Source organism: Roseixanthobacter glucoisosaccharinicivorans, assembly GCF_043195095.2.
Lineage (GTDB): Bacteria > Pseudomonadota > Alphaproteobacteria > Rhizobiales > Xanthobacteraceae > NCEH01.
Genome location: NZ_CM195538.1, coordinates 995220 through 1020930, shown reverse-complemented (window position 1 = coordinate 1020930; position 25711 = coordinate 995220). Strand labels below are relative to the sequence as shown.

The 25711-nt window shown below is 66.8% G+C and carries 25 protein-coding genes; 12 read left to right on the top strand and 13 right to left on the bottom strand.

Translation table 11 applies throughout. The features are described from left to right. Window positions 1-66: 66 nt before the first annotated feature. The 6 genes from V5F78_RS04410 to V5F78_RS04385 form a co-directional block, all read right to left on the bottom strand. Entirely contained in the window at window positions 67-3654 is a 3588-nt protein-coding gene (locus V5F78_RS04410) for a hybrid sensor histidine kinase/response regulator (RefSeq protein WP_394066205.1), read from the bottom strand. A 187-nt stretch (window positions 3655-3841) separates the two neighbouring features. Beyond that, on the bottom strand, window positions 3842-5386 hold the full coding sequence (rpoN, locus tag V5F78_RS04405) for an RNA polymerase factor sigma-54 (protein ID WP_394066207.1): 1545 nt from the start codon (window positions 5384-5386) through the stop codon (window positions 3842-3844). Between the two features lie 67 nt (window positions 5387-5453). After that, window positions 5454-6407 (bottom strand): LPS export ABC transporter ATP-binding protein, encoded by a 954-nt coding sequence (gene lptB, locus V5F78_RS04400; protein WP_394066208.1) that lies wholly within the window; start codon window positions 6405-6407, stop codon window positions 5454-5456. A 130-nt stretch (window positions 6408-6537) separates the two neighbouring features. Then, window positions 6538-7062 (bottom strand): LptA/OstA family protein, encoded by a 525-nt coding sequence (locus tag V5F78_RS04395; RefSeq protein ID WP_394066210.1) that lies wholly within the window; start codon window positions 7060-7062, stop codon window positions 6538-6540. A 56-nt stretch (window positions 7063-7118) separates the two neighbouring features. Next, a complete protein-coding gene (locus V5F78_RS04390) occupies window positions 7119-7904 on the bottom strand; it encodes a hypothetical protein (protein WP_394066211.1) in 786 nt (261 codons plus the stop codon). 164 nt (window positions 7905-8068) lie between these two features. Further along, window positions 8069-8689, bottom strand: a complete 621-nt coding sequence (locus V5F78_RS04385) for a ribonuclease D (RefSeq protein ID WP_394066213.1) — start codon at window positions 8687-8689, stop codon at window positions 8069-8071. A 353-nt stretch (window positions 8690-9042) separates the two neighbouring features. Here V5F78_RS04385 and V5F78_RS04380 point away from each other — a divergent pair, with 353 nt between their 5' ends. Further along, window positions 9043-9600: a hypothetical protein gene (locus tag V5F78_RS04380; protein WP_394066214.1), complete on the top strand. Its 558-nt coding sequence runs from the start codon at window positions 9043-9045 to the stop codon at window positions 9598-9600. A 73-nt stretch (window positions 9601-9673) separates the two neighbouring features. Continuing rightward, entirely contained in the window at window positions 9674-10147 is a 474-nt protein-coding gene (locus V5F78_RS04375) for a CVNH domain-containing protein (protein WP_394066216.1), read from the top strand. A gap of 51 nt (window positions 10148-10198) precedes the next feature. Here the strand turns inward: V5F78_RS04375 and V5F78_RS04370 are convergent, their stop codons facing one another. Together V5F78_RS04370 and ilvD are read right to left on the bottom strand one after the other, a co-directional pair. Next, window positions 10199-10543, bottom strand: a complete 345-nt coding sequence (locus tag V5F78_RS04370; protein ID WP_394066218.1) for an STY0301 family protein — start codon at window positions 10541-10543, stop codon at window positions 10199-10201. A 13-nt stretch (window positions 10544-10556) separates the two neighbouring features. After that, a complete protein-coding gene (ilvD, locus tag V5F78_RS04365) occupies window positions 10557-12413 on the bottom strand; it encodes a dihydroxy-acid dehydratase (RefSeq protein ID WP_394066220.1) in 1857 nt (618 codons plus the stop codon). A 219-nt stretch (window positions 12414-12632) separates the two neighbouring features. Here ilvD and V5F78_RS04360 point away from each other — a divergent pair, with 219 nt between their 5' ends. From V5F78_RS04360 to V5F78_RS04350, 3 genes are all read left to right on the top strand, one after another. Continuing rightward, window positions 12633-12827, top strand: a complete 195-nt coding sequence (locus tag V5F78_RS04360; RefSeq protein ID WP_394066221.1) for a CsbD family protein — start codon at window positions 12633-12635, stop codon at window positions 12825-12827. 245 nt (window positions 12828-13072) lie between these two features. Then, window positions 13073-13363, top strand: a complete 291-nt coding sequence (locus V5F78_RS04355) for a YggT family protein (RefSeq protein ID WP_394066222.1) — start codon at window positions 13073-13075, stop codon at window positions 13361-13363. A gap of 5 nt (window positions 13364-13368) precedes the next feature. Continuing rightward, window positions 13369-13683 (top strand): DUF167 family protein, encoded by a 315-nt coding sequence (locus V5F78_RS04350; RefSeq protein WP_394066224.1) that lies wholly within the window; start codon window positions 13369-13371, stop codon window positions 13681-13683. A 27-nt stretch (window positions 13684-13710) separates the two neighbouring features. On the opposite strand, the gene V5F78_RS04345 is transcribed toward V5F78_RS04350, so the two are convergent. Beyond that, window positions 13711-14061: a cupin domain-containing protein gene (locus V5F78_RS04345; protein WP_394066226.1), complete on the bottom strand. Its 351-nt coding sequence runs from the start codon at window positions 14059-14061 to the stop codon at window positions 13711-13713. Window positions 14062-14329: 268 nt separating this feature from the next. On the opposite strand from V5F78_RS04345, the gene V5F78_RS04340 reads away from it, so the two are divergent. Both V5F78_RS04340 and V5F78_RS04335 read left to right on the top strand, forming a co-directional pair. Next, a complete protein-coding gene (locus V5F78_RS04340; protein ID WP_394066228.1) occupies window positions 14330-15184 on the top strand; it encodes a GntR family transcriptional regulator in 855 nt (284 codons plus the stop codon). Window positions 15185-15281: 97 nt separating this feature from the next. Continuing rightward, window positions 15282-16076, top strand: a complete 795-nt coding sequence (locus tag V5F78_RS04335; RefSeq protein WP_394066230.1) for an SDR family NAD(P)-dependent oxidoreductase — start codon at window positions 15282-15284, stop codon at window positions 16074-16076. 26 nt (window positions 16077-16102) lie between these two features. Here V5F78_RS04335 and fni read toward each other — a convergent pair whose 3' ends face one another. Continuing rightward, window positions 16103-17137: a type 2 isopentenyl-diphosphate Delta-isomerase gene (gene fni, locus V5F78_RS04330; RefSeq protein ID WP_394066231.1), complete on the bottom strand. Its 1035-nt coding sequence runs from the start codon at window positions 17135-17137 to the stop codon at window positions 16103-16105. A gap of 139 nt (window positions 17138-17276) precedes the next feature. Here fni and V5F78_RS04325 point away from each other — a divergent pair, with 139 nt between their 5' ends. From V5F78_RS04325 to V5F78_RS04305, 5 genes are all read left to right on the top strand, one after another. Then, window positions 17277-18245, top strand: coding sequence for a polyprenyl synthetase family protein (locus V5F78_RS04325; RefSeq protein ID WP_394066233.1), 969 nt, complete (start codon window positions 17277-17279; stop codon window positions 18243-18245). Further along, a complete protein-coding gene (locus V5F78_RS04320) occupies window positions 18242-19228 on the top strand; it encodes an ABC transporter ATP-binding protein (protein WP_394066235.1) in 987 nt (328 codons plus the stop codon). Before V5F78_RS04325 ends, V5F78_RS04320 begins: the two co-directional genes overlap by 4 nt. After that, the gene (locus V5F78_RS04315; protein ID WP_394066237.1) at window positions 19225-20430 is read left to right on the top strand and encodes an ABC transporter permease; all 1206 of its coding nucleotides are present in this window, start codon (window positions 19225-19227) and stop codon (window positions 20428-20430) included. Before V5F78_RS04320 ends, V5F78_RS04315 begins: the two co-directional genes overlap by 4 nt. A gap of 188 nt (window positions 20431-20618) precedes the next feature. Beyond that, window positions 20619-21116: a sterol desaturase family protein gene (locus tag V5F78_RS04310; protein ID WP_394041373.1), complete on the top strand. Its 498-nt coding sequence runs from the start codon at window positions 20619-20621 to the stop codon at window positions 21114-21116. After that, complete coding sequence (locus tag V5F78_RS04305) at window positions 21113-21925, top strand: fatty acid desaturase (protein ID WP_394066239.1); 813 nt, start codon at window positions 21113-21115, stop codon at window positions 21923-21925. The genes V5F78_RS04310 and V5F78_RS04305 overlap by 4 nt, the downstream gene beginning before the upstream one ends. 21 nt (window positions 21926-21946) lie before the next feature. Here V5F78_RS04305 and V5F78_RS04300 read toward each other — a convergent pair whose 3' ends face one another. Genes V5F78_RS04300 through V5F78_RS04290 form a run of 3 tightly spaced genes read right to left on the bottom strand, consistent with a single transcriptional unit; the run spans window position 21947 to window position 25676 of the window. Further along, the gene (locus V5F78_RS04300) at window positions 21947-23206 is read right to left on the bottom strand and encodes a glycosyltransferase (protein WP_394066240.1); all 1260 of its coding nucleotides are present in this window, start codon (window positions 23204-23206) and stop codon (window positions 21947-21949) included. Beyond that, the gene (locus V5F78_RS04295) at window positions 23203-24126 is read right to left on the bottom strand and encodes a phytoene/squalene synthase family protein (protein WP_394066242.1); all 924 of its coding nucleotides are present in this window, start codon (window positions 24124-24126) and stop codon (window positions 23203-23205) included. Before V5F78_RS04295 ends, V5F78_RS04300 begins: the two co-directional genes overlap by 4 nt. Next, window positions 24123-25676 (bottom strand): phytoene desaturase, encoded by a 1554-nt coding sequence (locus tag V5F78_RS04290; RefSeq protein WP_394066244.1) that lies wholly within the window; start codon window positions 25674-25676, stop codon window positions 24123-24125. The genes V5F78_RS04295 and V5F78_RS04290 overlap by 4 nt, the downstream gene beginning before the upstream one ends. Between the last annotated feature and the right edge of the window lie 35 nt (window positions 25677-25711).

Sequence of the window (25711 nt, the reverse complement as noted above, 5' to 3'; positions counted from 1 at the left end):
CGAAGCAAGATCATCCCATGGCGCCATCCACCATTGGGGATATTCATCAAATATTAAGGATGAAATCTATTCTGCGGCGGCGCGTGACAAACGCCATTGCGCGAGGATTGCGCGCAACGCCGCCGGCTTCAACGGCTTGTGAAGCACCGCCATGTCCACCGCCGCGGCGGCATCGCGCACCTTGCGGCTGCGGTCGGCGGTGATCAGGATCGCCGGCATCTTGCCGAGCTTCCAGCGCAGGCTCATCACGGCATCAATGCCGTGGCCGCCGTCGAGATGGTAATCAATCAGGAATACGTCCGGCCGCGCCTTGGCGGCACGCACCTCGCGCAGCGCGGTCTGCACGTCTCCGGCCTTGATGACCTTGCAGCCCCAGCCGGTGAGCAACAGCTCCATGCCGTCGAGGATGGCCGGCTCGTTGTCGATGGCGAGGATGCACAAGCCGTCGAGCGGCGCGGTGGCGCGCGCGGGGCGCGATTGCTGGACGTCCTCTTCCGGCAGCGGCACCGCCACCGGCAATTCCACCGTGAAGCTCGACCCGCGCCCGGCAGCCGAGCGTATCGCCACGGGATGGCCCAGCACGCGGGCGATCCGCTCGACGATGGACAGGCCGAGGCCAAGCCCGCGCGCCTCGCGCGCACCCTGGTCGAGGCGCTGGAATTCCTGGAAGATCAGCTTGTGCTTGGTGCGCGGAATGCCGAGGCCGGTGTCGATCACCTCGATCCGCACCTTGCCCCTGCGCCGCCGGCAGCCCACCAGGACGCGCCCCTTGGGCGTGTATTTGATCGCGTTGGAAATCAGGTTCTGCAGCAGCCGCCGCAGCAGCCGCCGGTCCGAGCGCACGGCCAGCGAGGACGGCACGAAGGTGAGCTTCAACTGCTTCTCGGCGGCGAGCGGGGCGAACTCCAGCTCCAGCTGCTTCAGCACGTCGCCGATGCGGAACGCCGCGATCTCGGGGCGCATGGCGCCGCTGTCGAGGCGCGAGATGTCCAGCAGCGCGACCAAGATCTCTTCCACCGCCTCCAGCGAGGAATCAATATTGGCGGCAAGCCGCCCCTCCTCCGGGCCGCGTGCGCGCTCCACCAGACTGGTCACATAGAGGCGCGCCGCATTCAGCGGCTGGAGGATGTCGTGGCTCGCGGCGGCGAGGAACCGGGTCTTGGAAAGGTTGGCATCGTCGGCATTGGCCTTGGCCTTTTCCAGCGCCTGGTTGAGGTCTTCCAATTCCTCGGTGCGCTCGCGTACGCGCCGCTCCAGCGTCTCATTGGCCCGCTCCAAGGCCATCTCGGCATGCACAGAGGCGGTGATGTCGGTGAAGGTCACGACGATGCCGCCATCGGGGAGCGGATCGGACCGCGCCTCGATCATCATGGCGCCGTGGCGCAGCCGCTCCTGGCAGGGCCCGCTCTGGGCGGCATAAAGCACCAGGCGATGGTCGAGGTCGCTCGGCGCGTCCTCGTCTTCCATCTGGGAATGGGTGAGAATCTCGCGCAGCGGCACGCCCACCGCATAGCATTCCGGCGGCAGGTCCAGCATTTCGCCAAACCTGCGGTTCCAGCACACCAGGCGCAATTCGCGATCGAACACGGCGATGCCCTGGCCCACATGGTCGATGGCGGTCTGGAGCAACTCCCGATTGTATTGAATCGCAGCGGAGGCATCGTCCAGCAGGCGCAGCGCGGCCTTGGTTGAGACCGCGCGCTTGCGCAGCAGAAGCGAGAGCACCAGGCGCGAGGACGCCGCGCCGATCGCGGAGGCAAGCAGATGCTCGGTCTGCCGCACCAATTGCGCATCGGCCTCGCGCTTGGGCTCCAGCGACAGCCCCTGTTCACGAGCGAACGTGGCGAAGGCGGAGCGGGCGCGGTCCTCGCCGAGATAGCGCGCAACCGTGGCGATCAATTCCTCCACCGTGACCGAGGAGCGCCAGCGGCGGAAGGCGGGGCGCACCAGCGTCTGGTCGCGCGCCATGAACAGGCCGGCCTGCACCTGCTCGATGGCCGAGGGCTTGGTGAGCAGCGACACCACGAACAGCAGCAGCGTGTTCAGCCCGAGGCTCCAGGCGACCCCATGGGCGAGCGGCGAGGCGGATAGCCCGAGCAGGCTGGTGGGCCGCAGCAGGGCGAGATCGAACGGCCCCCGGGCAATGAGCGCCTGCGAGAGCATCCCGGCGTCGGCAAGGCTCGGCACCAGCAGCGTGTAGACCCACACCACCATGCCCGCCACGATACCCGCGATCGCGCCCGCCGCGGTCGCCCGGCGCCAGAACAGGGCGGCGGCAAACGCCGGCCCCACCTGGGCGATCGCCGCGAACGAAAGCAGGCCGATCTGCGCCAGCTGCACGTCGCCCGTGGTCCGATAATAGAGATAGACCAGCAGCAGCAGCACGAAGATGGCCGCGCGGCGCACCAGCAGCAGCACCCCCACCATGTCGTGCGGCGATTGCTGCGCGGCGTGGCCGGACGCGCGGCGTCGCAGCAGCAGCGGCATCACGAGATCGTTCGAGATCATGATCGACAGCGCCACGGTCTCGACGATCACCATGGCGGTGGCGGCCGAAAGGCCGCCAACGAACGCCAGCATCGCGAGAAAGTCGTGCCCCGCCGACAGCGGCACCGCGAGCACGAACACGTCGCGATCCACCGTGCCGAGCGGAAACAGCGTCATGCCCGCCAGCGCGATCGGCACCACGAACAGGTTGATGAGGAGGAGATAGAGCGGAAACAGCCAGCGGGCCCGGCGGATTTCCGCCACCCCCTTGTTTTCCACCACCGCGACATGGAATTGGCGCGGCAGCAGCAGGAAAGCGCCGGCCGAGAGCACCGTCATGGTGACCCAGTTTTCCAGCGAAATCCCATGCTCGAAGGGCGCGGTGACGCCGCTTTCGCGGGCCGCGTACCACAGCGCCATGGGCCCGTCGAAAATGACGAAGGTGACGGCGAAGCCGACCGTGAGAAAGGCCACCAGCTTGACGATGGATTCGGTCGCCACCGCCAGCATCAGCCCGTCCTGATGTTCGGTCGCGTCGGTATGGCGCGTGCCGAACAGCACCGCGAAGGCGGCCATGGCGAAGGCGACGAACAGCGCCAGGTCCCCACCCACCGGCAGCGCCAGCGGCGCCGTGCCGAGCGGTCCCATGACCGCCAGCAGCGAAGCCGAGACCGCCTTCAGCTGGAGCGAGATATAGGGAATGGAGCCGACGATCGCGACCACCGAAACCAGCGCCGCGATGCCCTGGTTCTTGCCGTAGCGGGCCGCCAGGAAATCGGCGATCGAGGTGATGTTGTGCGCCTTCGCCAGTTCCACGACGCGGATCAGCAACGGGCTGCACACGGCGATCACAAGGATCGGACCGACATAAATGGTCAGGAAGTCGAAGCCCTGCAGGGTGGCGAGCCCCACCGAGCCGAAGAAGGTCCAGGAGGTGCAATACACCGCCAGCGACAGGGAATAGATGAAGGGCCGCACGCTCCGCGGCTTTCCCCGCCACAGCGGCGGGAACAGGCCGCCGCCCGCTGCCGAACCTGGGGCCTCGCCTCCCGCCCCGGTTGCGCCGGACACGGCGCGACTCCGCCGCCGGTCCCCGAAACTCGCCACGGCGAACAGGAAACCGATATAGCCAAGCGCGACCAGAACGACGACCCAGACCTGAAGCATATCCCCCATCCAACCGCGCTTATTCGTGTTGCGGCATTGTTATGTCTTGCGGGTCGAACGTCTTGCGGGCGGCAATGTGGTCCGCGTCGAACGTCTTTCCCGTAAAAGTATTGCCCCTGCGAACATCTGTTCCGCCGAGGCCAGGCCCATCGCGGTTTCAATGCGCGGCCAACCCCGCCGGCCGACCCTAGCTGTAGGACGCCTCCGCGCGCTGCGCCTGCTTCTCGCGCCGGCGCTGAACCGAGGAGGCGATGTTCATGCTCTCGCGATATTTTGCAACCGTCCGGCGAGCGATATCGATGCCATCGGTCTTCAGCTTCTGAACCAGGGTATCGTCGGAGAGCACGTCGCTCGCGCTTTCCGCGTCGATCAGGCTCTTGATGCGATGGCGTACCGCTTCGGCCGAATGCGCCTCCCCCCCGCCCGAGGCGTTGATGGAGGAGGAGAAGAAGAATTTCAGCTCCAGCACGCCGCGCGGGGTGGAGATGTATTTGTTCGACGTCACGCGCGAGACCGTGGATTCGTGCATGCCGATGGCATCGGCCACGGTGCGCAGGTTCAGCGGGCGCAGATGGCGCACGCCATGCACCAGGAAGGCGTCCTGCTGGCGCACGATCTCGCTTGCCACCTTCAGGATGGTGCGTGCGCGCTGGTCCAGCGAGCGCGTCAGCCATCCGGCGCTTTGCAGGCACTCCGCGAGGAATGTCTTCTCCTCCGAGGAGCGGACCGCCTTGGCCACGGAGGCATGATAGGTCTGGTTCACCAGCACGCGCGGCAAGGTGTCGGAATTCAGCTCCACCAGCCAGGAACCGTCGGACGCCTCCTTCACGAACACGTCGGGCACCAGCGGGTGCAGCACGCCGCTGCCGAAGATCAGGCCCGGCTTGGGATCGAGCGCGCGGATCTCGCCGATCATCTCCGCCAGGTCTTCCGAATCCACCCCGCAGATGCGCTTGAGCGCGTTGCGATCGTGACGCGCGAGCAGTTCGAGATTGGCGAGCAGCGCCTCCATGGCGGGATCGCAGCGGTTGCGCTCACGCAATTGCAGCGCCAGGCATTCCGAGAGGGTGCGCGCGCCGACGCCGGTGGGCTCGAAGGTCTGGATCAGGCGGAGCACGCTTTCCACCTCTTCCAGCGACACCTTCATCTGCTCGGCCAGCGCGGCGATGTCCCCCACCAGATAGCCGGTCTCGTCGATCATGCCGATGAGGTTGAGGCCGATGATGCGCCGCACGGGATCGGTCTCGGCCAGCGAAAGCTGCGCCTCCAAATGGTCCGCAAGCGTGCTCTCGCTGGCGAGGAAGGCTTCTGGATTATAGTCCTCGCCCCGCTCGCCGCCGCCGCCACTGCCCCATTCCACCGCGCTGGAGGAGCCCGTCCCCACGCCGCGCTCGGCGGGAACGTCATCGGGGAACACATTGCCGAGGTCGGTGTCGAGATGGTCCTCCATCTTCGCGCGGCTCGGCTCGGCGTCACCGTCCAGGAAATCCCCCGAAACCGGAATTTCGCGCTCCTCGGCGGCCGCCGCGGCGGGCGCCTCCGGTGCCGGCTCTGCGGCACCGCCTTCCGGCTCCGCGACGCGCTCCAGCAGCGGGTTGCGCTCCAGCTCCGCCTCCACATAGGCGGTCAGTTCCAGGTTGGACAATTGCAGCAGCTTGATGGCTTGCATCAGCTGCGGCGTCATCACCAGCGACTGACTCTGCCGGAATTCCAGTCGCGCCGAGAGGGCCATCAGCCGCACTCCCCGCTGCGGCGGGCGCCGCCCGGCGCCTCGGGTTCAGGCATGGGGTGCGAGCGGTTCACAGGCGGAACTCCTCGCCGAGATAGAGCCGGCGCACCTCGGGGCTGTTGACGATGGAATCCGGATCGCCCTCCATCAGCACCGAGCCGGTGTGGATGATGTAGGCGCGGTCGATCAGGCCCAGGGTCTCGCGCACGTTGTGGTCGGTGATCAGCACCCCGATGCCGCGTGTCGTGAGATGCCGCACCAGGGCCTGGATGTCGCCCACCGCGATGGGATCAATGCCCGCGAACGGCTCGTCCAGCAGCATGAAGGCGGGCCGGCTCGCGAGAGCACGCGCGATTTCAAGGCGCCGCCGCTCGCCGCCCGAAAGCGCGATCGAGGGCGACTTGCGCACATGGGTGATCTTGAACTCTTCCAGCAGCTTGTCCGTCTCCTCCCGCCACAGCTTGCGGTTGGGCTCGGTGACCTCGAGCACGGCGCGGATATTGTCCTCCACCGACAGGCCGCGAAAGATCGAGGCTTCCTGCGGCAGATAGCCGATGCCAAGCCGGGCGCGGCGGTACATGGGCATGGGGGTCACATCATGACCTTCCAGCTCGATGCGGCCGGCATCGGCCTTCACCAGGCCGGTGATCATATAGAAGACGGTGGTCTTGCCGGCGCCGTTGGGGCCGAGCAGGCCCACCGCCTCGCCGCGCCGCACATGTACGCTGACATCCCGCACCACCTTGCGCCCACCATAGGATTTGGCGAGGCCGAATGCGGCGAGGGAATGCTGCACTTGATCCGCGTGGGGGGTTCCGTAACCGAGATGGGCGCTCGCCTCATCCTCGGCATCGACGGCCGGGGCGGCGGTGGCGGCATAGGCCTCGTCGAGAACGACTTCGTCGTCCCACGCGGCCTCCTCGTCGGCCTCAATCGTGTCGTACGGCGCATCGGACCCGTGGTGCTGGTCCGCCTGCTGGGCAGGGCGCTGCCTGCTTTTGCCGAACATGGAAAAGACGTTCACCCGATACCTCCGAGACGGAGCCCCTCCGACCCGGCTAGTCTTCTCCCGTCAGCGCCGCAATGCAACATGCAAAATTCAGGCCGCGAACGAAACTTGCGCCAAAATGATGGAAATTCCTGACCCCAAACCCTTAACGCTTTGGCGCAGCTGGCGTTTCCTGTTTGACGCTGCCGGGCAGGATCAGGCTTTCCACGCGCCCACCCTCGAAACGCGACACGCCTGTCGTCAAATCGACCGTCAGCTTCTGTCCCCGGATGACATTGGGCCCCTGGGTCAGGATCACCGGCTTGCCGGTCAGCGTGACGGTGTTGCTCTTCACGTCGAACACGCCGATATCGCCGGTGGCGGTCTGGTCCTTGGTTTGCACCACCACGCCGCCGGTCGCCTCAAGCCGGCGAATCTGGTTCGACTTGCTCGGCTGGCCGTCCGCGGGCGCTGCCGAGCCATCGTAGAAAACCAACAATTGCGGGCTTCTCAGGGTCGTATCGCCTTGGGTAACCACGACATTTCCGGCGAACACGGCGGTCTTTTCCTTGTCACGCACTTCCAGCGTGTTGGAATTGATCCGCACCGGCTCGTCGCGATTCTTGGCGAAGCCCTGGAGCGCATTGGGAACATTGCTGCCTTGCGCAAGCACAATCTGAGATTGCGTCAACAGCGTGGCTGCGCATGTCGCGGCCGCGACAATGAAGCCGAAAAGACGGGTGCGGATCATCGCTTCTGGGTCGCTACAGAGGGGGCGGGGGTAACAGCGGGAGCAGATGCGGGCGCGGGCGCGGCAGCGGGAGACGCGCCAGCCGGCGCTCCCGGCGCTGCGGGATTGGACAGATTGGCCAGGCGGAAATCCAATTGCACATTCCCTTCAAAAAAGGCCCGGGTGCCGCGGTCAAACACCTTCATGCTGTCGGCGACCAGCCGCCCGTCCATATAGGTGAGCAACACCGGCTTGTCGGTTGTCAGCGAGCCGGCTTTCGCGTCCACGTCCGCATCCTTGAGCAATCCGGCATAGCCGCCATTGGTGGCAAGGTCCACCCCGCCGCGCAGCGTGATGAACTGCCGCTTCACATCCACCGTGCCAGTCGCCGACTTCACCGTCGCCCAGCCCTTGTTCGCAAGCTCCATGCGGGCGGAAACCTGGGTGAGGTCCAGAACGTCGGTATTGGTCAGATCTTGCGAGGCGGTGGCGGCATTGACGCTATAAGCGCGATTGTCGTCGGTGAATCCAGAGAGCTTCGGCTTTTCCATCGTCAGGCGGGTGCCGCTCAGATGCAGGGTGCCCACCTCGAACGGCAGGTCGATCTTCATGCCCAGCTGGGCAATCAGGGGAAAAGCGATCATCGCCGCCAGCGCGGCGATGAGGCCCACGGGCAAGGCGCGCTTCACGAACCGCACGAAAGCGCTATGGCGCTGGGCGCGGCTGTAGTCCGGCAGGGCGCGCGCCCCGTAGGTGCTGATCTGCGGCGGCACGCGGCCGTGGGGCGTTGGCTGTTCGCTCATGTCTCGCATTCTAACCGGCCGGCAAACGAACGGCATACCCCCGCCGCAGCGACCGGCGCCCAGTGCCAAACATCCGCCGGGATGCCGCGAAAGCCCCCCGCTTCGCGCGCCCCATATGGGGGCGCAATGGGGTGCCGGCAAGGCAGGCGAACCATTCCACGACGTCAGGAATGGGAGAAAATGTCCTCTTCGGCCCAGCCGGCGAGATCGAGCGCGGCGCGGGTCGGCAGGAAGGTGAAGCAGGCCTGCGCCAGATCCGCCCGGCCGTCGCGCGCCAGCATGGCCTCCAGCTTCGCCTTGCAGGCGTGCAGATACAGCACGTCTGAGGCGGCATAGGCCATCTGCGCTTCCGTGAGTTCGGCCGCGGCCCAGTCGGAGCTCTGCTGCTGCTTGGAGAGATCCACGCCCACCAGCTCGCGCACCAGATCCTTCAGGCCATGCCGGTCGGTATAGGTGCGCACGAGGCGCGAGGCGATCTTGGTGCAGAACACCGGGGCGGTGGTGACGCCGAACGTGTGCTTCAGCACCGCGATGTCGAAACGGCCGAAGTGGAACAGCTTCACCACCGCCGGATCGCTCAGCAGCCGTACCAGATTGGGCGCGCTCGCGGCGCTGGCACCGGCCGGGATCTGCACCAAATCGGCGCTGCCGTCGCCGTTCGACAGTTGCACGAGGCACAGCCGGTCGCGATGCGGATTGAGACCCAGCGTCTCGGTGTCTATGGCGACGGTGGCGGCGGGACGGAACGCGTCCGGCAGGTCACCGCGATGCAGGCGGATGGTCATGGATGCGGCTTTTCGGATTGACGGGAGCTGACGGCTTCTAGCCGACGCAGCGCCCGCCGTCCAATGGCCCCGAGGACGCGGCGGCCGTCCGGAACAAGCCGGGGATCGGCGCGGCAGGATCGCCACAGCCTTGCGCCATTCGCGCGCGAAGCAAGATTTTCCATCCCCCTGTCAGGCCCGTGTAATATTTCATCGGAATGATGGACTTCGCACTGTCGCAACGCCGAATCTTGGTGTGAAACGCACGGGAGCGGAGGCCGATCGTTGAAGATGCTGGCGGGCCGCAAGCTCGGGCCGCCGGTGGTCTTATCGGACGACCATGGCGATTGATGGGAATGTGAGGAATCATGCGGGTGCGCGCGAAGATTTTCGGTATTGCGGTGGGGCTTCTCGGCCTTTCGGCTTTCTCCACTTTGGCTGAGGCCCAGCAGGTGCCTCCGGGCAGCTACCTGTATTCCTGCCAGAAGGCGAAGTTCGCCAACGGCATGCTGACCGCCTTCTGCCGCAACCAGCTCGGCGTGTCCGTTCCCGCGTTTCTCATGGTGGGAGGGTGCGTGCCGGGCTCGGACATCGCCAATTCCAATGGGACGCTCACTTGCCGCGTCAGAAATGGTGGCGGCCCGGGTCCCGCTCCGGGACCGGGCTATAGTCCCGGTTACCGTCCCGCACCCGGCTACAATCCCGGGCCGGGCTATAATCCCGGGCCCGGCTACAATGGCGGCGGCCGTGGCCCCGGCCCGGTGCCGCAGGGCTCCTATCTGGCCTCGTGTCGCGACGTGAACATGGCCGGTGGCACCCTGAATGCCCTCTGCCGCGACCAACGGGGCCGGTGGCGCGAAACCAGCATTTTCCCAAGCCTGTGCCGGGGCCGCGACATCGCCAACATCAACGGGCAGTTCGCCTGCCGCTAGTTTCGCCACGCGGGTTTCGGCCAGCGCGCCATGCGCGCCGGCCGGCCTGGGCTCTGGATAAAAGGACGCAGACATGCCGATGCTTGTGCGGCTTTTCTCCGCCGCGATCCTGCTCGTCGCGCTTGCGGCGGGTCCGGCCCTCGCGCAAGTTCGCCAGGGCAGCTATCTCGCCACCTGCGCGAATGTGCGCGAAGAGGGCGGCTGGCTGAAGGCCACCTGCCAGAATGGCTATGGCGGCTGGGCGGAAGCCAGCACCGTGCCGGGGTGGTGTCCGCCCGGCAACGACATCGCGAACCAAAACGGAAGCTTGGTCTGCAAGGCCGCGTCCGCCGGCTACGGCAGCCCCTCCGCACCCTCCAGCTATGGGGAGAAGATCCCCTATGGATCCTACATGGCCACGTGCCGGGACATCCGCATGGTGGCCGGCTGGCTGAAGGCCACCTGCCAGGATTCGCGCGGCCGCTGGGTGGATGCCACCACCGCCGCGAGCTGGTGCAGCGCCGGGCGCGACATCGCCAATATGGACGGCCGCCTCACCTGCCGGTGAGCCATGTCCATCACGAGCGCTCCACTTTATTGAATATGGGCGGATGCAGGTCTAACGGCAGACGATGCTGCGATAGGTCTCGTCCGCCCTGCGCACGCCTTCGCAGGTGCGGGTACCGGCCGCCAGGACAAACTCGAAGGTCCGGCTGACGTTTTTGTAGCGGCAGACCAGGGTGGCGGGACGGTCGCTCTTGTCGAGGTCCGCCCACACATCGGTGCGCCCGCGCCCGTCCGGGCGCAGGTCCACCATCTCGGAAGGCGGCCCATCGAAAACGGACACCCGCTCCAGCGGATGACCGTCCATGGATGCGGGGCATTCCACGGCGCCCCAAGCAGCGGCCGAACCGACCAGGACACCGACGAGCGCCCCGAGGAATGCTACAGCCGCGCGGGGCATGGCGCGCCGCTGCTCAGCGGCGCAGCGCCTTCACGTCGCGCACCGCTCCGCGCGCGGCCGATGTGGTGAGCGCCGCATAGGCCTGGAGCGCCTGGGAAACGACGCGGGTGCGGGCCGCCGGCTTCCAGGCGGCATCGCCCTTCGCCTCCATGGCCGCGCGGCGATGGGCGATCACCTCGTCCGAAACCGAGAGATGGATGCGGCGGTTGGGGATGTCGATCTCGATGATATCGCCTTCCTCGACCAGGCCGATGGCGCCGCCCTCGGCCGCTTCCGGGGAGACATGGCCGATGGACAGGCCCGAGGAGCCACCGGAGAAGCGCCCGTCGGTGACCAGCGCGCACACCTTCCCGAGGCCCTTCGACTTCAGGTAGGAGGTGGGATAGAGCATCTCCTGCATGCCCGGCCCGCCACGCGGCCCCTCATAGCGGATCAGCACGATATCGCCGGCGACCACCTTGCCGTTGGCGAGAATGGCTTCCACCGCCGCATCCTGGCTCTCGAAGATGCGCGCCGGGCCGGAAAAGGTGAGCGAGGCGGCATCCACGCCGGCCGTCTTCACGATGCAGCCCTCTTCCGCGATGTTGCCATACAGCACCGCAAGGCCGCCATCCTTGGAATAAGCGTGGGCGAAATCGCGGATCACACCCTTTTCCCGGTCGATGTCGAGATCATCCCAGCGGCGCGACTGACTGAATGCCACCTGGGTCGGCACGCCGCCGGGCGCGGCGCGATAGAAGGTCTGCACGCTCTCGGAGGAGGTGCGCATCACGTCCCAGCGGTCCAGCGCATCGCCGATGGTGGGCGCATGCACGGTGGCCTGGTCGGTGTGGATCAGGCCGGCGCGATCCAGTTCGCCGAGAATGGCCATGATGCCGCCGGCGCGGTGCACATCCTCCACATGGATATTGGCGACCGCCGGGGCGACCTTGCACAGCACCGGAACGCCGCGCGAGAGGCGGTCGATGTCGGCCATGGTGAAGGGCACCTCGCCTTCATTGGCGGCGGCGAGCAGATGCAGCACAGTATTGGTGGAGCCGCCCATGGAGATGTCCAGCGTCATGGCATTCTCGAACGCCTTGAAGGTGGCGATGTTGCGCGGCAGGACGCTCGCATCCTCCTGCTCGTAATAGCGGCGCGCGAGATCGACGATGAGATGGCCGGCCTCCACGAACAGGCGCTCGCGGTCGGAGTGGGTGGCGAGCACGGAGCCGTTGCCCGGCAGCGCCAGGCCCAGCGCTTCGGTGAGGCAGTTCATGGAATTGGCGGTGAACATGCCCGAGCAGGAGCCGCAGGTGGGGCACGCGGAGCGCTCCATCACCTTCACGTCCTCATCGGAGACGCGGCTGTCGGCGGCGTAGACCATGGCGTCGATCAGGTCGACCGACTTCTTCTCGCCGTTGGAGAGGATCACCTTGCCGGCCTCCATGGGGCCGCCGGAGACGAACACCACGGGGATGTTGAGGCGCATGGCGGCCATCAGCATGCCGGGGGTGATCTTGTCGCAATTGGAGATGCAGACCATCGCATCCGCGCAATGCGCATTGACCATATATTCCACGCTGTCGGCGATGATCTCGCGCGAAGGCAGGGAATAGAGCATGCCGTCATGGCCCATGGCGATGCCGTCATCCACCGCGATGGTGTTGAATTCCTTGGCGACGCCGCCGGCCTTCTCGATCTCGCGCGCCACCAGCTGGCCGAGGTCCTTCAGATGGACGTGGCCGGGCACGAACTGCGTGAACGAGTTCACCACCGCGATGATGGGCTTGCCGAAATCGCCGTCCTTCATGCCGGTGGCGCGCCAGAGGCCCCGTGCGCCGGCCATGTTGCGGCCGTGGGTGGAGGTGCGGGAACGATAGGCAGGCATGTCCTCTTACCTTTTATATCCGCGTCAGGGGTGTCCTGCGCAACATTGTGACCGCTCTCTTAGAGCGAATTTAGGCTGAACGGAATTCTTTCGAAGCGAGGGCTGCCCGTCGGGCCATGCGTTCAGGGCATCGGTGCCGCTTAATTTTTCCAGGGCCGGGAACGCTAGCCCTCGTCAACCGTTGTTTAGGCAAGTTCACCAAGTCGAAAGGAATATCCTATGGGCAGCACCAGCGACAAGATCAAGGGCACCACCAACGAAGCCATCGGCAATGCCAAGCAGGGCATCGGCAAGGCGGTCGGAAACGACAAGATGCAGGTCGAGGGCAAGGCCCAAGAGATCAAGGGCGAAGGCCAGCAGGCCATGGGCAAGGCCAAGGATGCGGTGAAGGACACCGTCAACCGCAACCTCTGATTCCAACCGTTTGGTGACACGCGGCCGGGCGATATCATTGCCCGGCCGCGTGCCGTTCAAGCGCCCCGCACCAAGACAAAAGGCCGCCCCCCGGGCGGCTTTTTGCGTTGTGCAGAAACACGGCGGCGCGCCATCGTGCGCCACAAACGCGCTATTGACCGTTCGGCAGACGGAACGCCCTGTTCAAGCGGCGCCGGCTTGGCTATTTCTCCCCTGAACCTGCCGCCGCGAGGAATTGTCCCAAGATGCGCGCCCTTCTCGACGTGATCCTGATTGTTCTGCAACTCTACACCTGGGTGCTCATCATCGCCGCGGTGCTGTCATGGCTGCTCGCCTTCAACGTGGTGAACGCCTATAATCCCGTGGTTCGCACCGTCGGCGAGTTCATCTACCGCATCACAGAACCGCTGCTTGCGCCGCTGCGCAGCATTCTGCCCTCCCTGGGCGGGCTCGACCTTTCACCGATGGTGCTCATTCTCCTCATCTTCTTCATTGAGCGGGTGATCGGGCTTTATATCTATCCCTACGTCTTTTAACCGCCGTGGCCTTCTTCCAGGCCCATGCCGGCGGACTGGACGTGAGTGTCCGCGCCACGCCCAAGGGCGGCCGCGACGCGCTGGATGGGGTCGTGCAGCTCTCCGATGGGCGGGACGTGCTGAAAATCCGCGTGCGCGCCGCTCCCGAAGATGGCGCGGCGACGGAAGCCGTGGCGCGGGTGCTGGCCAAGGCGGCCGGTGTCGCCGCCTCGCGGGTCGCATTGGTATCGGGGGCAACCGCGCGGCTGAAGCTGTTCCGCATCACCGGCGAGCCGGCCACACTGGAGGCGGCGCTCACGCGCGCCGTCTCTCAGGACTAGCCGCCGCTTCCACGCCATGCGGATGCCTCAGGCGGCGACGAAATCCGCTCGCATGGGGGTAAACACGTCGATCAAGACGCCAGGTTCGATGCAGACGGCGCCATGGTGCACGTCCGACGGCACATAGAAGCTGTCACCGGCGGAAAGCCGCGCGGTCCGTCCGCCGATGGTGATCTCAAACACGCCGCTTTCCACGCTGGTCACCTGCACATGGGGATGGCTGTGCGCCACCCCGCCCGGACCGGGCTTGGTGAAGAGCACCCGCACCACCATGATCTCGTCGTTATAGGTGAGGATCTGGCGCTGGACGATATCGTCCACCACCTCGACCGGAACTTGCGCGGCAAAGGCGAACACCGCCCCTTTTTCTTGCGACATGATACGCTCCTTGCGGACCGGAGCCATGGAACGCCCCGTCACGGTCCTTCAATGATTTAAAACGTTTTAGCGCGTCGACCCGCGCTCATCCACCGCCTGCGCAGTCTCGTGCACATAATTGGCGGCGGCGCGCAAAAGCCCGCTCGGAACGCCCCTGCCGCACTGCGCGGCGGCGGTGTTGACAGGATAATATGCTAATATATTAGGGGGAGAAAACGGCCCCTGGATGCCTCCGGGAAAGCCGCTTGGTCTCGGGGGAGGACGCAAAGTGGCCACGGCGCGCGGCACCACGCGGCAAAAGGGCATGAGATCCGCCGGGCCGGGCAAAAGCCTGCGGGCGATCCCCGCTTCGGCGCGCATTCATGGCCTTCTGCGCGAGCAGATCGTCGGCATGGACATTCCCCCCGGCGCATTGCTCCAGGAAAAGCAGATCGCGCTTGCCTGCGGGGTCAGCCGCACGCCGGTGCGCGAAGCTCTGCTGAAGCTGGCGGACGAGCGGCTGGTGGATATCTTTCCCCAATACGGCACCTTCGTCTCGCGCATCTCCATTCCCGCCATGCGCGATGCCATGATGATCCGCGAGGCGTTGGAGCGCGCAGCCGTCCGAGCGGCCGCGCCCTGTGCCAGCGGGGAGGATATCGCCGCCCTGCGTGGTCTGCTCGTGGAGCAGCATGCGTTGCACGAAGCGGGCCGCCTCGCCGCCTTCCACGCCGCCGACGAAATATTCCACCAGACGATTTCGGAGATCGCGGGCCATCCCAATCTGTGGCGCGTGGTGCGGCAAGAGAAGGCCCATGTGGACCGCTGCCGCATCCTCACCCTGCCCCAGCCGGGGCGCCGAGCGGCGGTCTTGGCCGACCACGCCGCCATTGTCGAGGCCATCGCCTCCGGCGACCCCGACGCGGCGGAAAAGGCGATGCTCGCCCATCTCGGCACGGTGCTGCCTTCGGTGGCGGCGCTGGTGCAGGCCTATCCCACCTATTTCGAGGAATCGCCGCTCCCCCCGGAGCCACCGCCCGCACCGAGCGAACCCGAGATGCGGGCCCGTTGCGAGCGGCAGCCCCCGGAGCCGCCCCCGCGCGGGGCCAAGGCGGCAACCGCAGCCAAGAAAAGGGCCTCATAACCCATAAGGCGCACTCCGCCTCACACGGACCGCCTGTTTCGCACGCCCCTCAAGTCCCAGCGCCCGCGTCCGCCGGCGCCTTCCTCAGGAGCTTTCCATGACAGCGACCCAGCTTGCCCTCCCCCTCTTCCCCGATCTCAAGGGCAAGGCGGTGCTCATCACCGGCGCCAGCACCGGCCTCGGCGCCGCCGCCGCCGAAGGCTTCGGCCGCAGCGGTGCGCGCGTCGCGGTGCATTACAACGCCAGCCGCGACAAGGCCGAACAGGTGGCCGAGCGCGTGCGCGCGGCTGGTGGCGAAGCGGTATTGGTGGGCGGGGACGTCACCCGCCGCGAGGCGCCCGCCGCCATCCTCGCCGCCACGCTGGAGGCCTTCGGCGGTCTCGACGTGCTGGTGAACAATGCCGGTGGCCTCGTGAAGCGCGTGCCGATCGGCGACTATAGCGAGGAGCTTTATGACGCCGTGCTTGATCTCAACGTGCGGCACGTGGTGGCGTTCATGCACCAGGCGGTGCAGCTGATGCTCGCCCAGGGGCGGGGCGGAGCGATCATCAATGTGTCTTCCATCGCCGCGCGCCACGGCGGGGCTGGCGGATCAGTGCTCTATGCTGCGGCCAAGGGCTTCATCTCCACCGCCACGCACGGCTGGGCGAAGGAGCTGGCGCAGACCGGAATCCGTGTGAATGCGGTTTCTCCCGGCGTGATCGAGACCCCGTTCCACGATCGCTATTCCACCCCGGCCCAGATGAGCGCCATGCAGGCCACCATTCCCATGGGCCGGCTGGGCGTGCCGGATGAATGCGTCGGCACCTTCCTGTATCTCGCCTCGGCGGCGGCGAGCGGCTATGTGACCGGACAGGTTGTGGAGGTGAACGGCGGCCAGTACATGCCGTGACACGAAGGCCTGCGACCGCCCGCGCGCTAACCGGCCGGCAAAAGCCGCGCGGTGCGCAGGGCGGCAAGGTCGCGCGATCCCGTGCAGAAGCAGGCGATGCGTAATTGCGCAATGATCACCTCGAAATGCGCCACCACTGCCTCGCTCGACAATACGGCGGAGGGCAATACCCCCGCCGCCTGCCCGGCCAGATCGGCGCCAAGGCGAATCGCTTTCGCCACGTCCACGCCGTCCTTCAGCCCCCCAGAGGCGATCAGAGGCACCTGCGGACACGCCGCGCGCACTTCGGTAAGTGCGCGCGCGGTTGGGATGCCCCAGCCGGAAAAGGCCGAGGCGACGGCGCGCTGGGCGCCGGTCCCGCGTTCGCCTTCCACAAGCGCCCAGTTCGTGCCGCCGGCACCCGCGACATCAATCGCGGCTACGCCGTTATCCACAAGCCGGCGGGCGAGATCGGCGGCGATTCCGAAGCCCACCTCCTTCACAATCACGGGAGCCGGAAGGGTGCGCGCAAGCACGCCGATCTGCTCCAGCAGGCCGCGCCAGTCGCGATCGCCACCGGCCTGGATCGCCTCCTGAAGCGGGTTGATGTGCAGGATCAGGGCATCCGCCTCCACCATGTCGACCGCCCGCCGCGCCTCGTCGAGCCCGTAGCCGCGCGCGAGCTGGGCCGCGCCGAGATTGGCGAACAAGGGAATGTCCGGCGCGATCCGGCGCAAGCCGGAATCGAGCCCGGCCGCCGCCCCGCCCTCCAGCACCACGCGCTGAGAACCGACGCCAAGGGCGATGCGCAGATGCTGCGCCGCTTCCGCCAGATGGCGATTGATCAACCCCGCCGCCGCCGGCCCGCCGGTCATCGAAGAAATAAGCAGAGGCGCCGCGAGCGGACGTGAGAGAAACGTCGTTGTGAGATCCACAGCGTCCAGATGCAGTTCAGGTAGTGCGCAGTGCTCGAAAATCAGGCTTTCAAAACCGGTTTTCGCACTGGATAAGGCACGGCCGTCCGCCATCACGATGTCTATGTGGTCTTGTTTGCGGCGCTGGATCTCGCTTTCCGCGTTCATCGCGTGAATCTCTTCTGCTTGACAGCAAGCCGCCTTCAAGGGTTCTAGGGTCTGATCTAACATCATGCAAGCGCATGGAATCTGCCGAGCCCGCCCCGCAGGGGCCACGCGGGCGGAAGAGCGAGGAAGGGCCGGCCTGATGACCCACGGCAAATCCCGGGACGGCGAAGTGCTGCATGCCGTCGAGGGCGGGGCCGCGACGGCGCTCGCGAGCGAGCGCTCGCCCGACCTGAGCTATCTGCGGTCGGTGGTGGACCGGCGCCTGGGCTTGCTGTTGCCGACCACGGCCTCCAATCCCGCGACGCTGCACGCCGCCATGCGTCACATCCTGCTGGCGCCGGGCAAGCGGCTGCGGCCGCTGCTTGCCATGTCGGCGGCGCTGCGCCTCGGCGCCGACGAGCATGCGGTGCTCGATTGCGGCTGCGCGCTGGAGATGATCCACGCCGCATCCCTCATCATCGACGATCTGCCCTGCATGGACGACGCAAAGCTGCGGCGGAACCAGCCGGCGACCCATGTGCAATTCGGGGAGGATGTGGCGGTGCTGGCCGCCATTTCCTTGCTGACCCGCGCGTATGGCGTGGTCGCCGCTTCCGCCGCCGTGCCGGCGCCGGCACGGGCGGAGATCCTCGCCATCTACACCAATGCGGTCGGTTCCCTCGGCTTGTGCGGCGGCCAGTTCGACGACCTGCGCCCGGTGCCGGGGCGCAGCCTTGCCGCCACTGAGGACGTGAACCGCCGCAAGACCGGCCTGCTGTTCAGCGCCGCCGTGGAGGCCGCCAGCCTGGTGCATGAGGCGCGCGCGGAAGATCGGGAGGCGCTGCGCGATTTCGCCAGTCACGTGGGCCGCGCCTACCAGATTCTCGACGATCTGCTGGATGTGCAATCCTCGGCCGCCGCGCTCGGCAAGGATGTCGGCAAGGACGAAGGCAAGGCCACGGTTGTCGCCTCGCTCGGCGCCTCGCGGGCTGCGGGCTTGCTGGATAGCCATCTGCGCGGCGCGGCGGACGCGTCCGATCGCATGTCCCGCCGCAGCGAGGGCGCCGATCCGCTGCGCGACTTCCTGCGCCACGCGTTCGGCGGCCTGCCGGGCGTCACTTTGCCGTGAGTTTTCTCTCCCTGTCACGGCCCGCCGCCCAGCCGACCCCGGCGGCCGCGCACGGGGCGCCGGTGCTGCAGATGTCCCATGTGAGCGCGAGCTACGGCGCCCGCGCCGTGCTGCGCGATGCTTCGCTTGCGGTTTCGGCAGGTGAAATCACGGTGCTGCTCGGGCCCAATGGCGCCGGCAAGACGACCCTGATCCGCGCCGTCTGCGGGCGCCTGCGGCCCGATCATGGAAGCGTCCGCGTGAAGGGCCATGCCGCCCATCTGAGCGCGGCGCGCCGGCGCATCGGCCTCGTGCCGCAGGAACTCGCGCTGTATCCGAGCCTCACGGTGCGGGAAAACCTGGACATATTCGCGCGCCTCGCCGGCATGCCGCGCGCCGTCATCACGGGGCGGGTTGGTGCCGTCATGGAAGCTGCCGGAGTGGCCGCGCGGGCGAACGAGCGCATCGACCGTCTGTCCGGAGGCTGGAAGCGCCGGGCCAATATCGCCGCCGCGCTGGTGGGTGAACCGGCGCTGCTGGTGCTGGACGAGCCGACGGTGGGCGTCGACCGCGAAGCGCTCGCGGGCTTCGCCGATCTTCTGCGCGCGCTCGCGGCCGGCGGCCTCGCGGTGCTGATCGTGACCCACGACCTGGAGCAGGCGGCGGCGGTGGCGGACCGGGTCGCGATTCTCGTCAACGGCCATGTGGCCCTGGAGGGGCCGATGCACGCCCTCGTGGCGCGGCGCTTCGGCGGGGCGCGGCGGGTGGAACTGCGCTGGGCGCACCCGCCCGACGACGACACCCGCGCCCATCTCTCCGCCCTCGCCCTGCGGAGCGATGCGACCGGCACCAGCTTCTCCGGCGGCCTTGCGGCGGGCACGGGAGCGCTCGCCGATCTCCTGCTCACCCTCGAGCAGCGCCACATGATGCCGCGCGAAGTCTCCGTGCGCGAGCCCGACCTTGCTGCACTTTATGCCGACGTGCTCGCCGAGGCGGCACGATGATCTGTGCGATCATGAAGGCCATGGGCCTCACCTTGCTGCGCGACAAGGGCGCGCTGGTGATGACTTTCCTCCTGCCGCCGCTGATGTTCCTGGTGTTCGCGGCAGTCTTTACCGGGGTGAGCGGCGACGACGCGCCGGTGAAGGCTGCGCTCGCCGACGCTTCCGGCAGCGAAGGCGGCCATGCGCTGTTCGTGTCGCTCCACAACGCCCCGCTGGTAAAGGCGATCCCGGTCAAAGACGAGGCCGCCGTCCGCGATGCGGTGCGCTCGGGCACCGCCGATGCCGGGCTGGTCATCGTCTCCGACCCTTCGGCGGGCGGCGATGCGGCGCCGCTCTTGATCCTCGCCGATCCCGGCCGGGCGGCTGCGGCGGGATTGCTCATGGCCCATGTGCAGGAGGTTATTTCCGAGCGCCTGCCGCAGATCGGGCTGAAGCGCCTCAGCGCGCAGATGCAGTCCATCGTCGGCAAATTCACCCCCGAGCAGACCGAGCAATTCGACCTCGTCCTGCAAGCAACCGCGGAAAGCGCAGCCAGGGGTGAAAAGGTGCGCGCCGGAGACTTTTTTGCCCGCCAGACCGTGGATTCGCTGAAAGCGCTGCCGACCGTCACCTATTATGCCGGCGCCATCGCTGTGCTGTTCCTGCTGTTCTCTTCGGTGCAGGGGGCGGCCTCCCTGGTGGAAGAGCGCCGTTCCGGCATCTTCGACCGCATCATCATGATACCCGGCGGAACCAGCGTGATGGTGCTCGGCAAGTTCGCCTTCATCACCCTGCAAGGGGTGTTGCAGGTGGCGCTTCTGTTCGCCGTCGCCGGCCTGGTTTACGGGGTGGCGGTGCTGCCGCATTTCGCCACCTGGCTCGCCACCACGGTCGCCGCGGCGGCAGCCACCTCCAGCCTCGCCCTCGCCCTCGCCTCCGCGGCGCGCACGCGTCAGCAGGCGCAGACGCTCTCCACCTTCGCCGTACTGATGCTTTCGGCCATCGGGGGCAGCATGGTGCCGCGCTTCCTCATGCCCGGCTGGCTGCAAAGCGTCGGCTGGATCACCCCCAATGCCTGGGTGATCGAGGCCTATCAGGACAGCCTGTGGCGGGGCGCCGCATTCGGCGAACTGGCGCCTGCGCTTTTCGTGCTTATTTGCTATGCTGGTGTCGGGCTTCTGGCCAGCTTGGTGCTTGCGCGGCGTCATATGCGGCTCGGCTGAGGCGTCATGCGGCCGCTGCGGTCCAATCCGCGTCTGAAATTGAACCTTGAGGCAGAACAAGGCAGGCGGGTCCGCATTTTGCTCGCATGCATGGGGCATTTTTTGCGCCCGCAGTGCCCGGAGGCCGGCTTCAGCCGGAAACCGGCATCCAGCATCCGGGGCGGGCGTCCTGAACCTGAGTTTGAACCATGACCATCGCCTTGAATACGCTGATCGTCCTCGTCACCGTCGCAATCATGGAAGGCGTCGCCTGGGCGGCGCACAAATACATCATGCACGGCTGGGGCTGGGGCTGGCATCGCTCCCATCACGAGCCGCACGAGGATGTGTTCGAGCGCAACGATCTTTATGCCGTCGTGTTCGCTTTGCTCGCCATCGGCCTGATCATCTATGGATCGAACGGCTTCGGCCCGCTCTATTGGGTGGGCGTGGGCATGACGGTCTACGGCTTCCTGTATTTCTTCGTGCATGACGGGCTGACGCACCAGCGCTGGCCGTTCCGCTATGTGCCGCGCAACGGCTATCTCAAGCGGCTCGTGCAGGCGCACCGGCTGCATCATGCGGTGGACGGCAAGGAGGGCTGCGTCTCCTTCGGCTTCCTCTATGCCCAGCCGGTGCAGAAGCTGCGCGACCAATTGCGCGAGACCCATGGCGGTTCACTGAAGAACCTGGACACCCGTTCGTGAGTCTTGCACCTTCCGAGCGGACCGGCGAAAACCCGCGCCGCCCGCGCGCACCCAGCGCGGCGGCGGTGGAGATGAAGCGCGCTTATGCCCGCCAGGGCGCCATCGGCCTCGCCCTCGCGGCGCTGGTTATGGGCGGCTGGCTGGCGGGGCACATCTTCGGCGTGTTCTTCCTGCGCCTCGCGCCGCCGGACATTTACGCCGCGCCGCTGGTGATCGCGCTCCAGACCTGGCTGGACGTGGGCCTGTTCATCATCGCGCACGATTGCATGCATGGCTCGTTGGCGCCGTTCCGGCCGAAGATCAACCTCTGGGTGGGGCGGATCGCGCTCGGCCTCTATGCGGCCTTCAGCTATGACCGCCTTCTGCCGAAGCACCACGACCACCATCGCCATTCCGGCACGGCGGATGATCCCGATTTCGACGCCGACCATCCCGACCGCTTCTGGCCCTGGTTCCTGCGCTTCATGCGCACCTATTTCGGCTGGCGGGAGTTTGCCATCCTCACCGTGGTCCTGGCGGTCTATATCCTCGTCATCGGCGCGCCGGTGGTGAACGTACTGCTGTTCTGGGCGCTGCCGGCGCTGCTCTCGGCGCTGCAATTGTTCTATTTCGGCACCTATCTGCCGCATCGCCACGGCGAGCCGAGCTTCGCCGACACCCACAATGCACGCAGCAACGAGTTCAGCTATGTCTGGTCGCTGCTGACCTGCTTTCATTTCGGCTATCATCATGAGCACCACGAGGCGCCCTATGTGCCCTGGTGGCGGCTGCCGAAATATCGGCGGGAAAATCCAGCGGAGCGCGGCTGAGCGTTTCGCCCGCCGCTCGCCCTATCCCTGCGCCGGGGCTACTGCCGACAAAATCAGGTCCGCCGCCTCGCCCACCCCGCCACTCGCCGTGATCTCGCTTTGGATGCGCCGCGCCGCGATGGCATAGGCGGGGTCCGACAGCACGACGCCGAGGGCTTCTTCCACCCGCCGCGCCGATGCCTTCTTGGCCGGAAAGATGCGCGCCACGCCGCTATAGAGCAGGCGCGCGGAAATGCCGGGCTGCTCGAAGGCGATCGGCATGGCCACCAGTGGCACGCCCAGGCTCAGCGCATCCATCACCGTGTTGAAGCCGGCGTGGATCACCGCCGCCTTGCAATGGGCGAGCACTTGGCGCTGCGGCACGAAGGCCCGCACCACGGGATCGCCCGGCAGCGCGCGGGCCGCCTCATCGCTCAAGAGCCCGCCGTGTGCGAGCACGAGCCGCACATTCAGCTTCTGCGCCGCCCGTGCCACCGCCAGGAACAGATCCGCCCGCGCGCCCTGCAAGGTGCCGAGCGAGCAGAACACCAAGGGCCTCCCGTCGCCATGGAGATCGAAATCCAGGCGCGCCTCCGGCTCCGGCGTCCGGAACGGGCCGCAATAATGGAAGTACGACGGCAATTCGCTGCGGGGAAAATCCAGCCCCTTCACGCATTGCGCCACTTGCAGCAGCGGCGAGAAGCCCTGGTCCGCCAGCGGATCGAGCCCGAAGGCTTCGGCATGGCGCGCCACCACCTTGGCCATAGGCTTCATGAGGAAATCGGTGACCTTCCAGCCGCCCTCGCTCCACCACCGCCCCTTCTCCGTGGGGTCGTAAGGCCAGTCCACGAACGGCGGCGGCAGGCCGATCTCGCGGTTCAGCGGCAGGGCTGTGGCGGTGGAAACGAACGGCAGCTTTAAATGCCGCGCCACCAGGGCGCCGGCGGCTTCCGTCTGGTCTGCGATCACCGCGTCGATCCTTTCGGCGCGAAACGCATCCGGAAGATCGCGGCAGAGCATGTCGGTGATGTCGGCGGTCTCGCGGATCACCCGCAGCAGGCCGAGCGGCCCGGTAGGATTGGCGAGCGTATCAAGATGCTCCTTCAACGCGCCGGAGGGATGGCTCGACAGCCCCACGGCGTGGAACCCCGCCGGCGCGCCGCGTACCATCTCGGCCGCATCCGCCATGTGGAAGAAAGTCACGCGATGCCCGCGCGCGACCAGCGTACGCGACAGCGCCATCAGCGGGTTGTAGTGCCCGGAGAGCGGCGGGGCGACGACGGCGAAATGCAGCGAAGTCATGCGGGGCGGGTCCAGAGCGTCTTGGGACGGATAACCTCGGCCGAAGCGAGCCGGGACAGCGCCGCCTGCACTGCTCCGGAAGCGGCGAAGCCGATCTTCTCGGCCTTGCTGGTGGAGCGTCGCTCATCCCAGGCATGGGGCCCAGCCGCGCGCACCTTGGTGCCGATGGCGCGATACACCGCCCGCGCGGTCGCGATGGCGCATGCGGAGCGGAACGGCAGCGCCCGCATGCCGATCAGCGCCGAGTCGTAATAAGGCTCGGCCAGATCGAGCAGCCGCGCCACCACATCCGCCACCTTCTGGCGGTTTTCCGGCAACGCCACGTCGCCCGGCTCCACGCCGCCGGCGCGCAGCCAGTCCGCCGGCAGATAGACCCGGCCGATGCCGGCATCCTCGACCACGTCGCGGGAAATATTGGTGAGCTGAAAGGCGAGGCCGAGATCGCAAGCGCGATGGAGCACTTGCTCCTCGCGCGCGCCCATGATCAGCGCCATCATCACGCCGACCACGCCCGCCACATGGTAGCAATAGGAGAGCGTGTCCTCGATTGTCTCGTAGCTGCGGTCCTCCACATCCATGCGGAATCCCTCCAGCAAATCGAGGGGATATCGCTCGGGAATATCGTTGCGGCGGATCACCTCGGCAAAGGCGGCGAAGGCGGGGTGCGCGGTCGGCAGGCCGCGATAGGCGCGATGGGTCTCCTCATAGAGCCCGTCCAGGCGCGCCTGTGCGCTCTCGCTCTGAGCGACCCGGCCATGGCCGAGTTCCTGCCCGTCCACCACGTCGTCGCAATGGCGGCACCAAGCGTAGAGCATCACAGCATCCGCCCGCGTGCGCGGATCGAACAGCTTGGCCGCCGCCGCGAAGCTTTTCGACCCGTTGGCGATGGCCGCTTCGCTCGCGGTGAGAACCTCGCTCACGTCCGGCCCTCCTTGGCGGAACCGGTGCGGTCCATGGCGATGGCGGGAAAGTCGGCGATGATCAGGCCGGCGGTGGCCTTGGCCGAGCCGACCACGCCCGGCACCCCCGCGCCCGGATGGGTGCCGGCGCCGACGATATAGAGGTTCGGGATCTTGTCGTCGCGATTGTGCGGCCGGAACCAGGCCGACTGCGTCAGCAGCGGCTCCACCGAGAAGGCCGAGCCCATGTGCGCGTTCAACTCGTCGCGAAAGCCGAAGGGTGTGAGGATGCGGCTCGTCACCAGATCCGCCTTCAGGCCGGGCAGCAGACGCGCTTCCAGATAATCGAGGATACGGTCGCGATATTTCGGGCCTTCCACGTCCCAGTCGATCTCCGCCTTGCCGAGATGGGGCACAGGGGAGAGCACATAGAAGCCGGTGCAGCCCTCCGGCGCGAGGCTCGGATCCGAAACCGTGGGGGCGTGCAGATAGAGCGAGAAATCCTCCGGCAGCGCGGGGCCGGCGAAAATCTCGTCGATCAATTCGCGATAGCGCGGCCCGAACAGCACCGTGTGATGCTGGAGATGATCGTAGGTGCGCTTCGTGCCGAAATAGATCACGAACAGCGACATGGAATGGCGCATCTTGCCAAGCCGCTTGCCCTCGGCCTTGCCGCGCGGCGTGTTGCGCAGCAGCTTGGCATAGGTGTGCACCACGTCCGCATTGGAGGCGACGAGGTCAAATTTCGTCACGCTGCCGTCGGCCATGCGCACGCCGGTGGCGCGCCCGTTCTCAACCAATATCTCGTCCACGGGCGCGGAGAGCTTCAGCGTGCCGCCGAGATCCTCGAACAGGCGCACCATGCCGCCCACCAGCGCGCCGGTGCCGCCGCGCGGGAAGAACACCCCCCATTTGCGCTCCAGGGCGTGGATCAGCGCATAGATGGACGAGGTTGCGAAGGGATTGCCCCCGACCAGCAGCGAGTGGAATGAGAACGCCTCGCGCAGATGCTCGTCCTTGATGAAGCGCGAGACCATCGCATAAACGCTCTTCCACGCCTCCAGCCGCATGAGCTGAGGCGCGGCGCGGATCATGTCCTTGAACGAGAGGAACGGCACGGCGCCGAGCTTGATGTAGCCCTCTTCGAACACGGCCTTGGAATAGGCCAAGAAGCGCTGGTAGCCCTCAACGTCCACGGGCGATCTCGCGGCGATCTGCCGGTCGAGCTCCTCCTGGTCGTTCACATAGTCGAACTGAGTGCCGTCATTCCACAACAGGCGGTAGAACGGCGAGATGGAGATCAGCTCCACATACTCGGAGAGCTTGCGGCCAGCGATCGCGAACAGCTCTTCGAGCGCGCTCGGGTCGGTGATGACGGTCGGCCCGCCATCGAAGGTGAAGCCCTGGTCCTCGTAGACGTAGGCGCGGCCGCCCGGCTTGTCGCGCTTCTCATAGAGCGTGACGTCGAAGCCCGCGGCCTGAAGGCGGATCGCCAAGGAAAGGCCGCCAAAGCCGGAGCCGATCACCGCCGCCTTGCGGTGGCCGTTGGGGTGCGTCTTGGTCAGCATCATGGCACGCGGGACCCGTGTTTCACGTCGCCGATTTC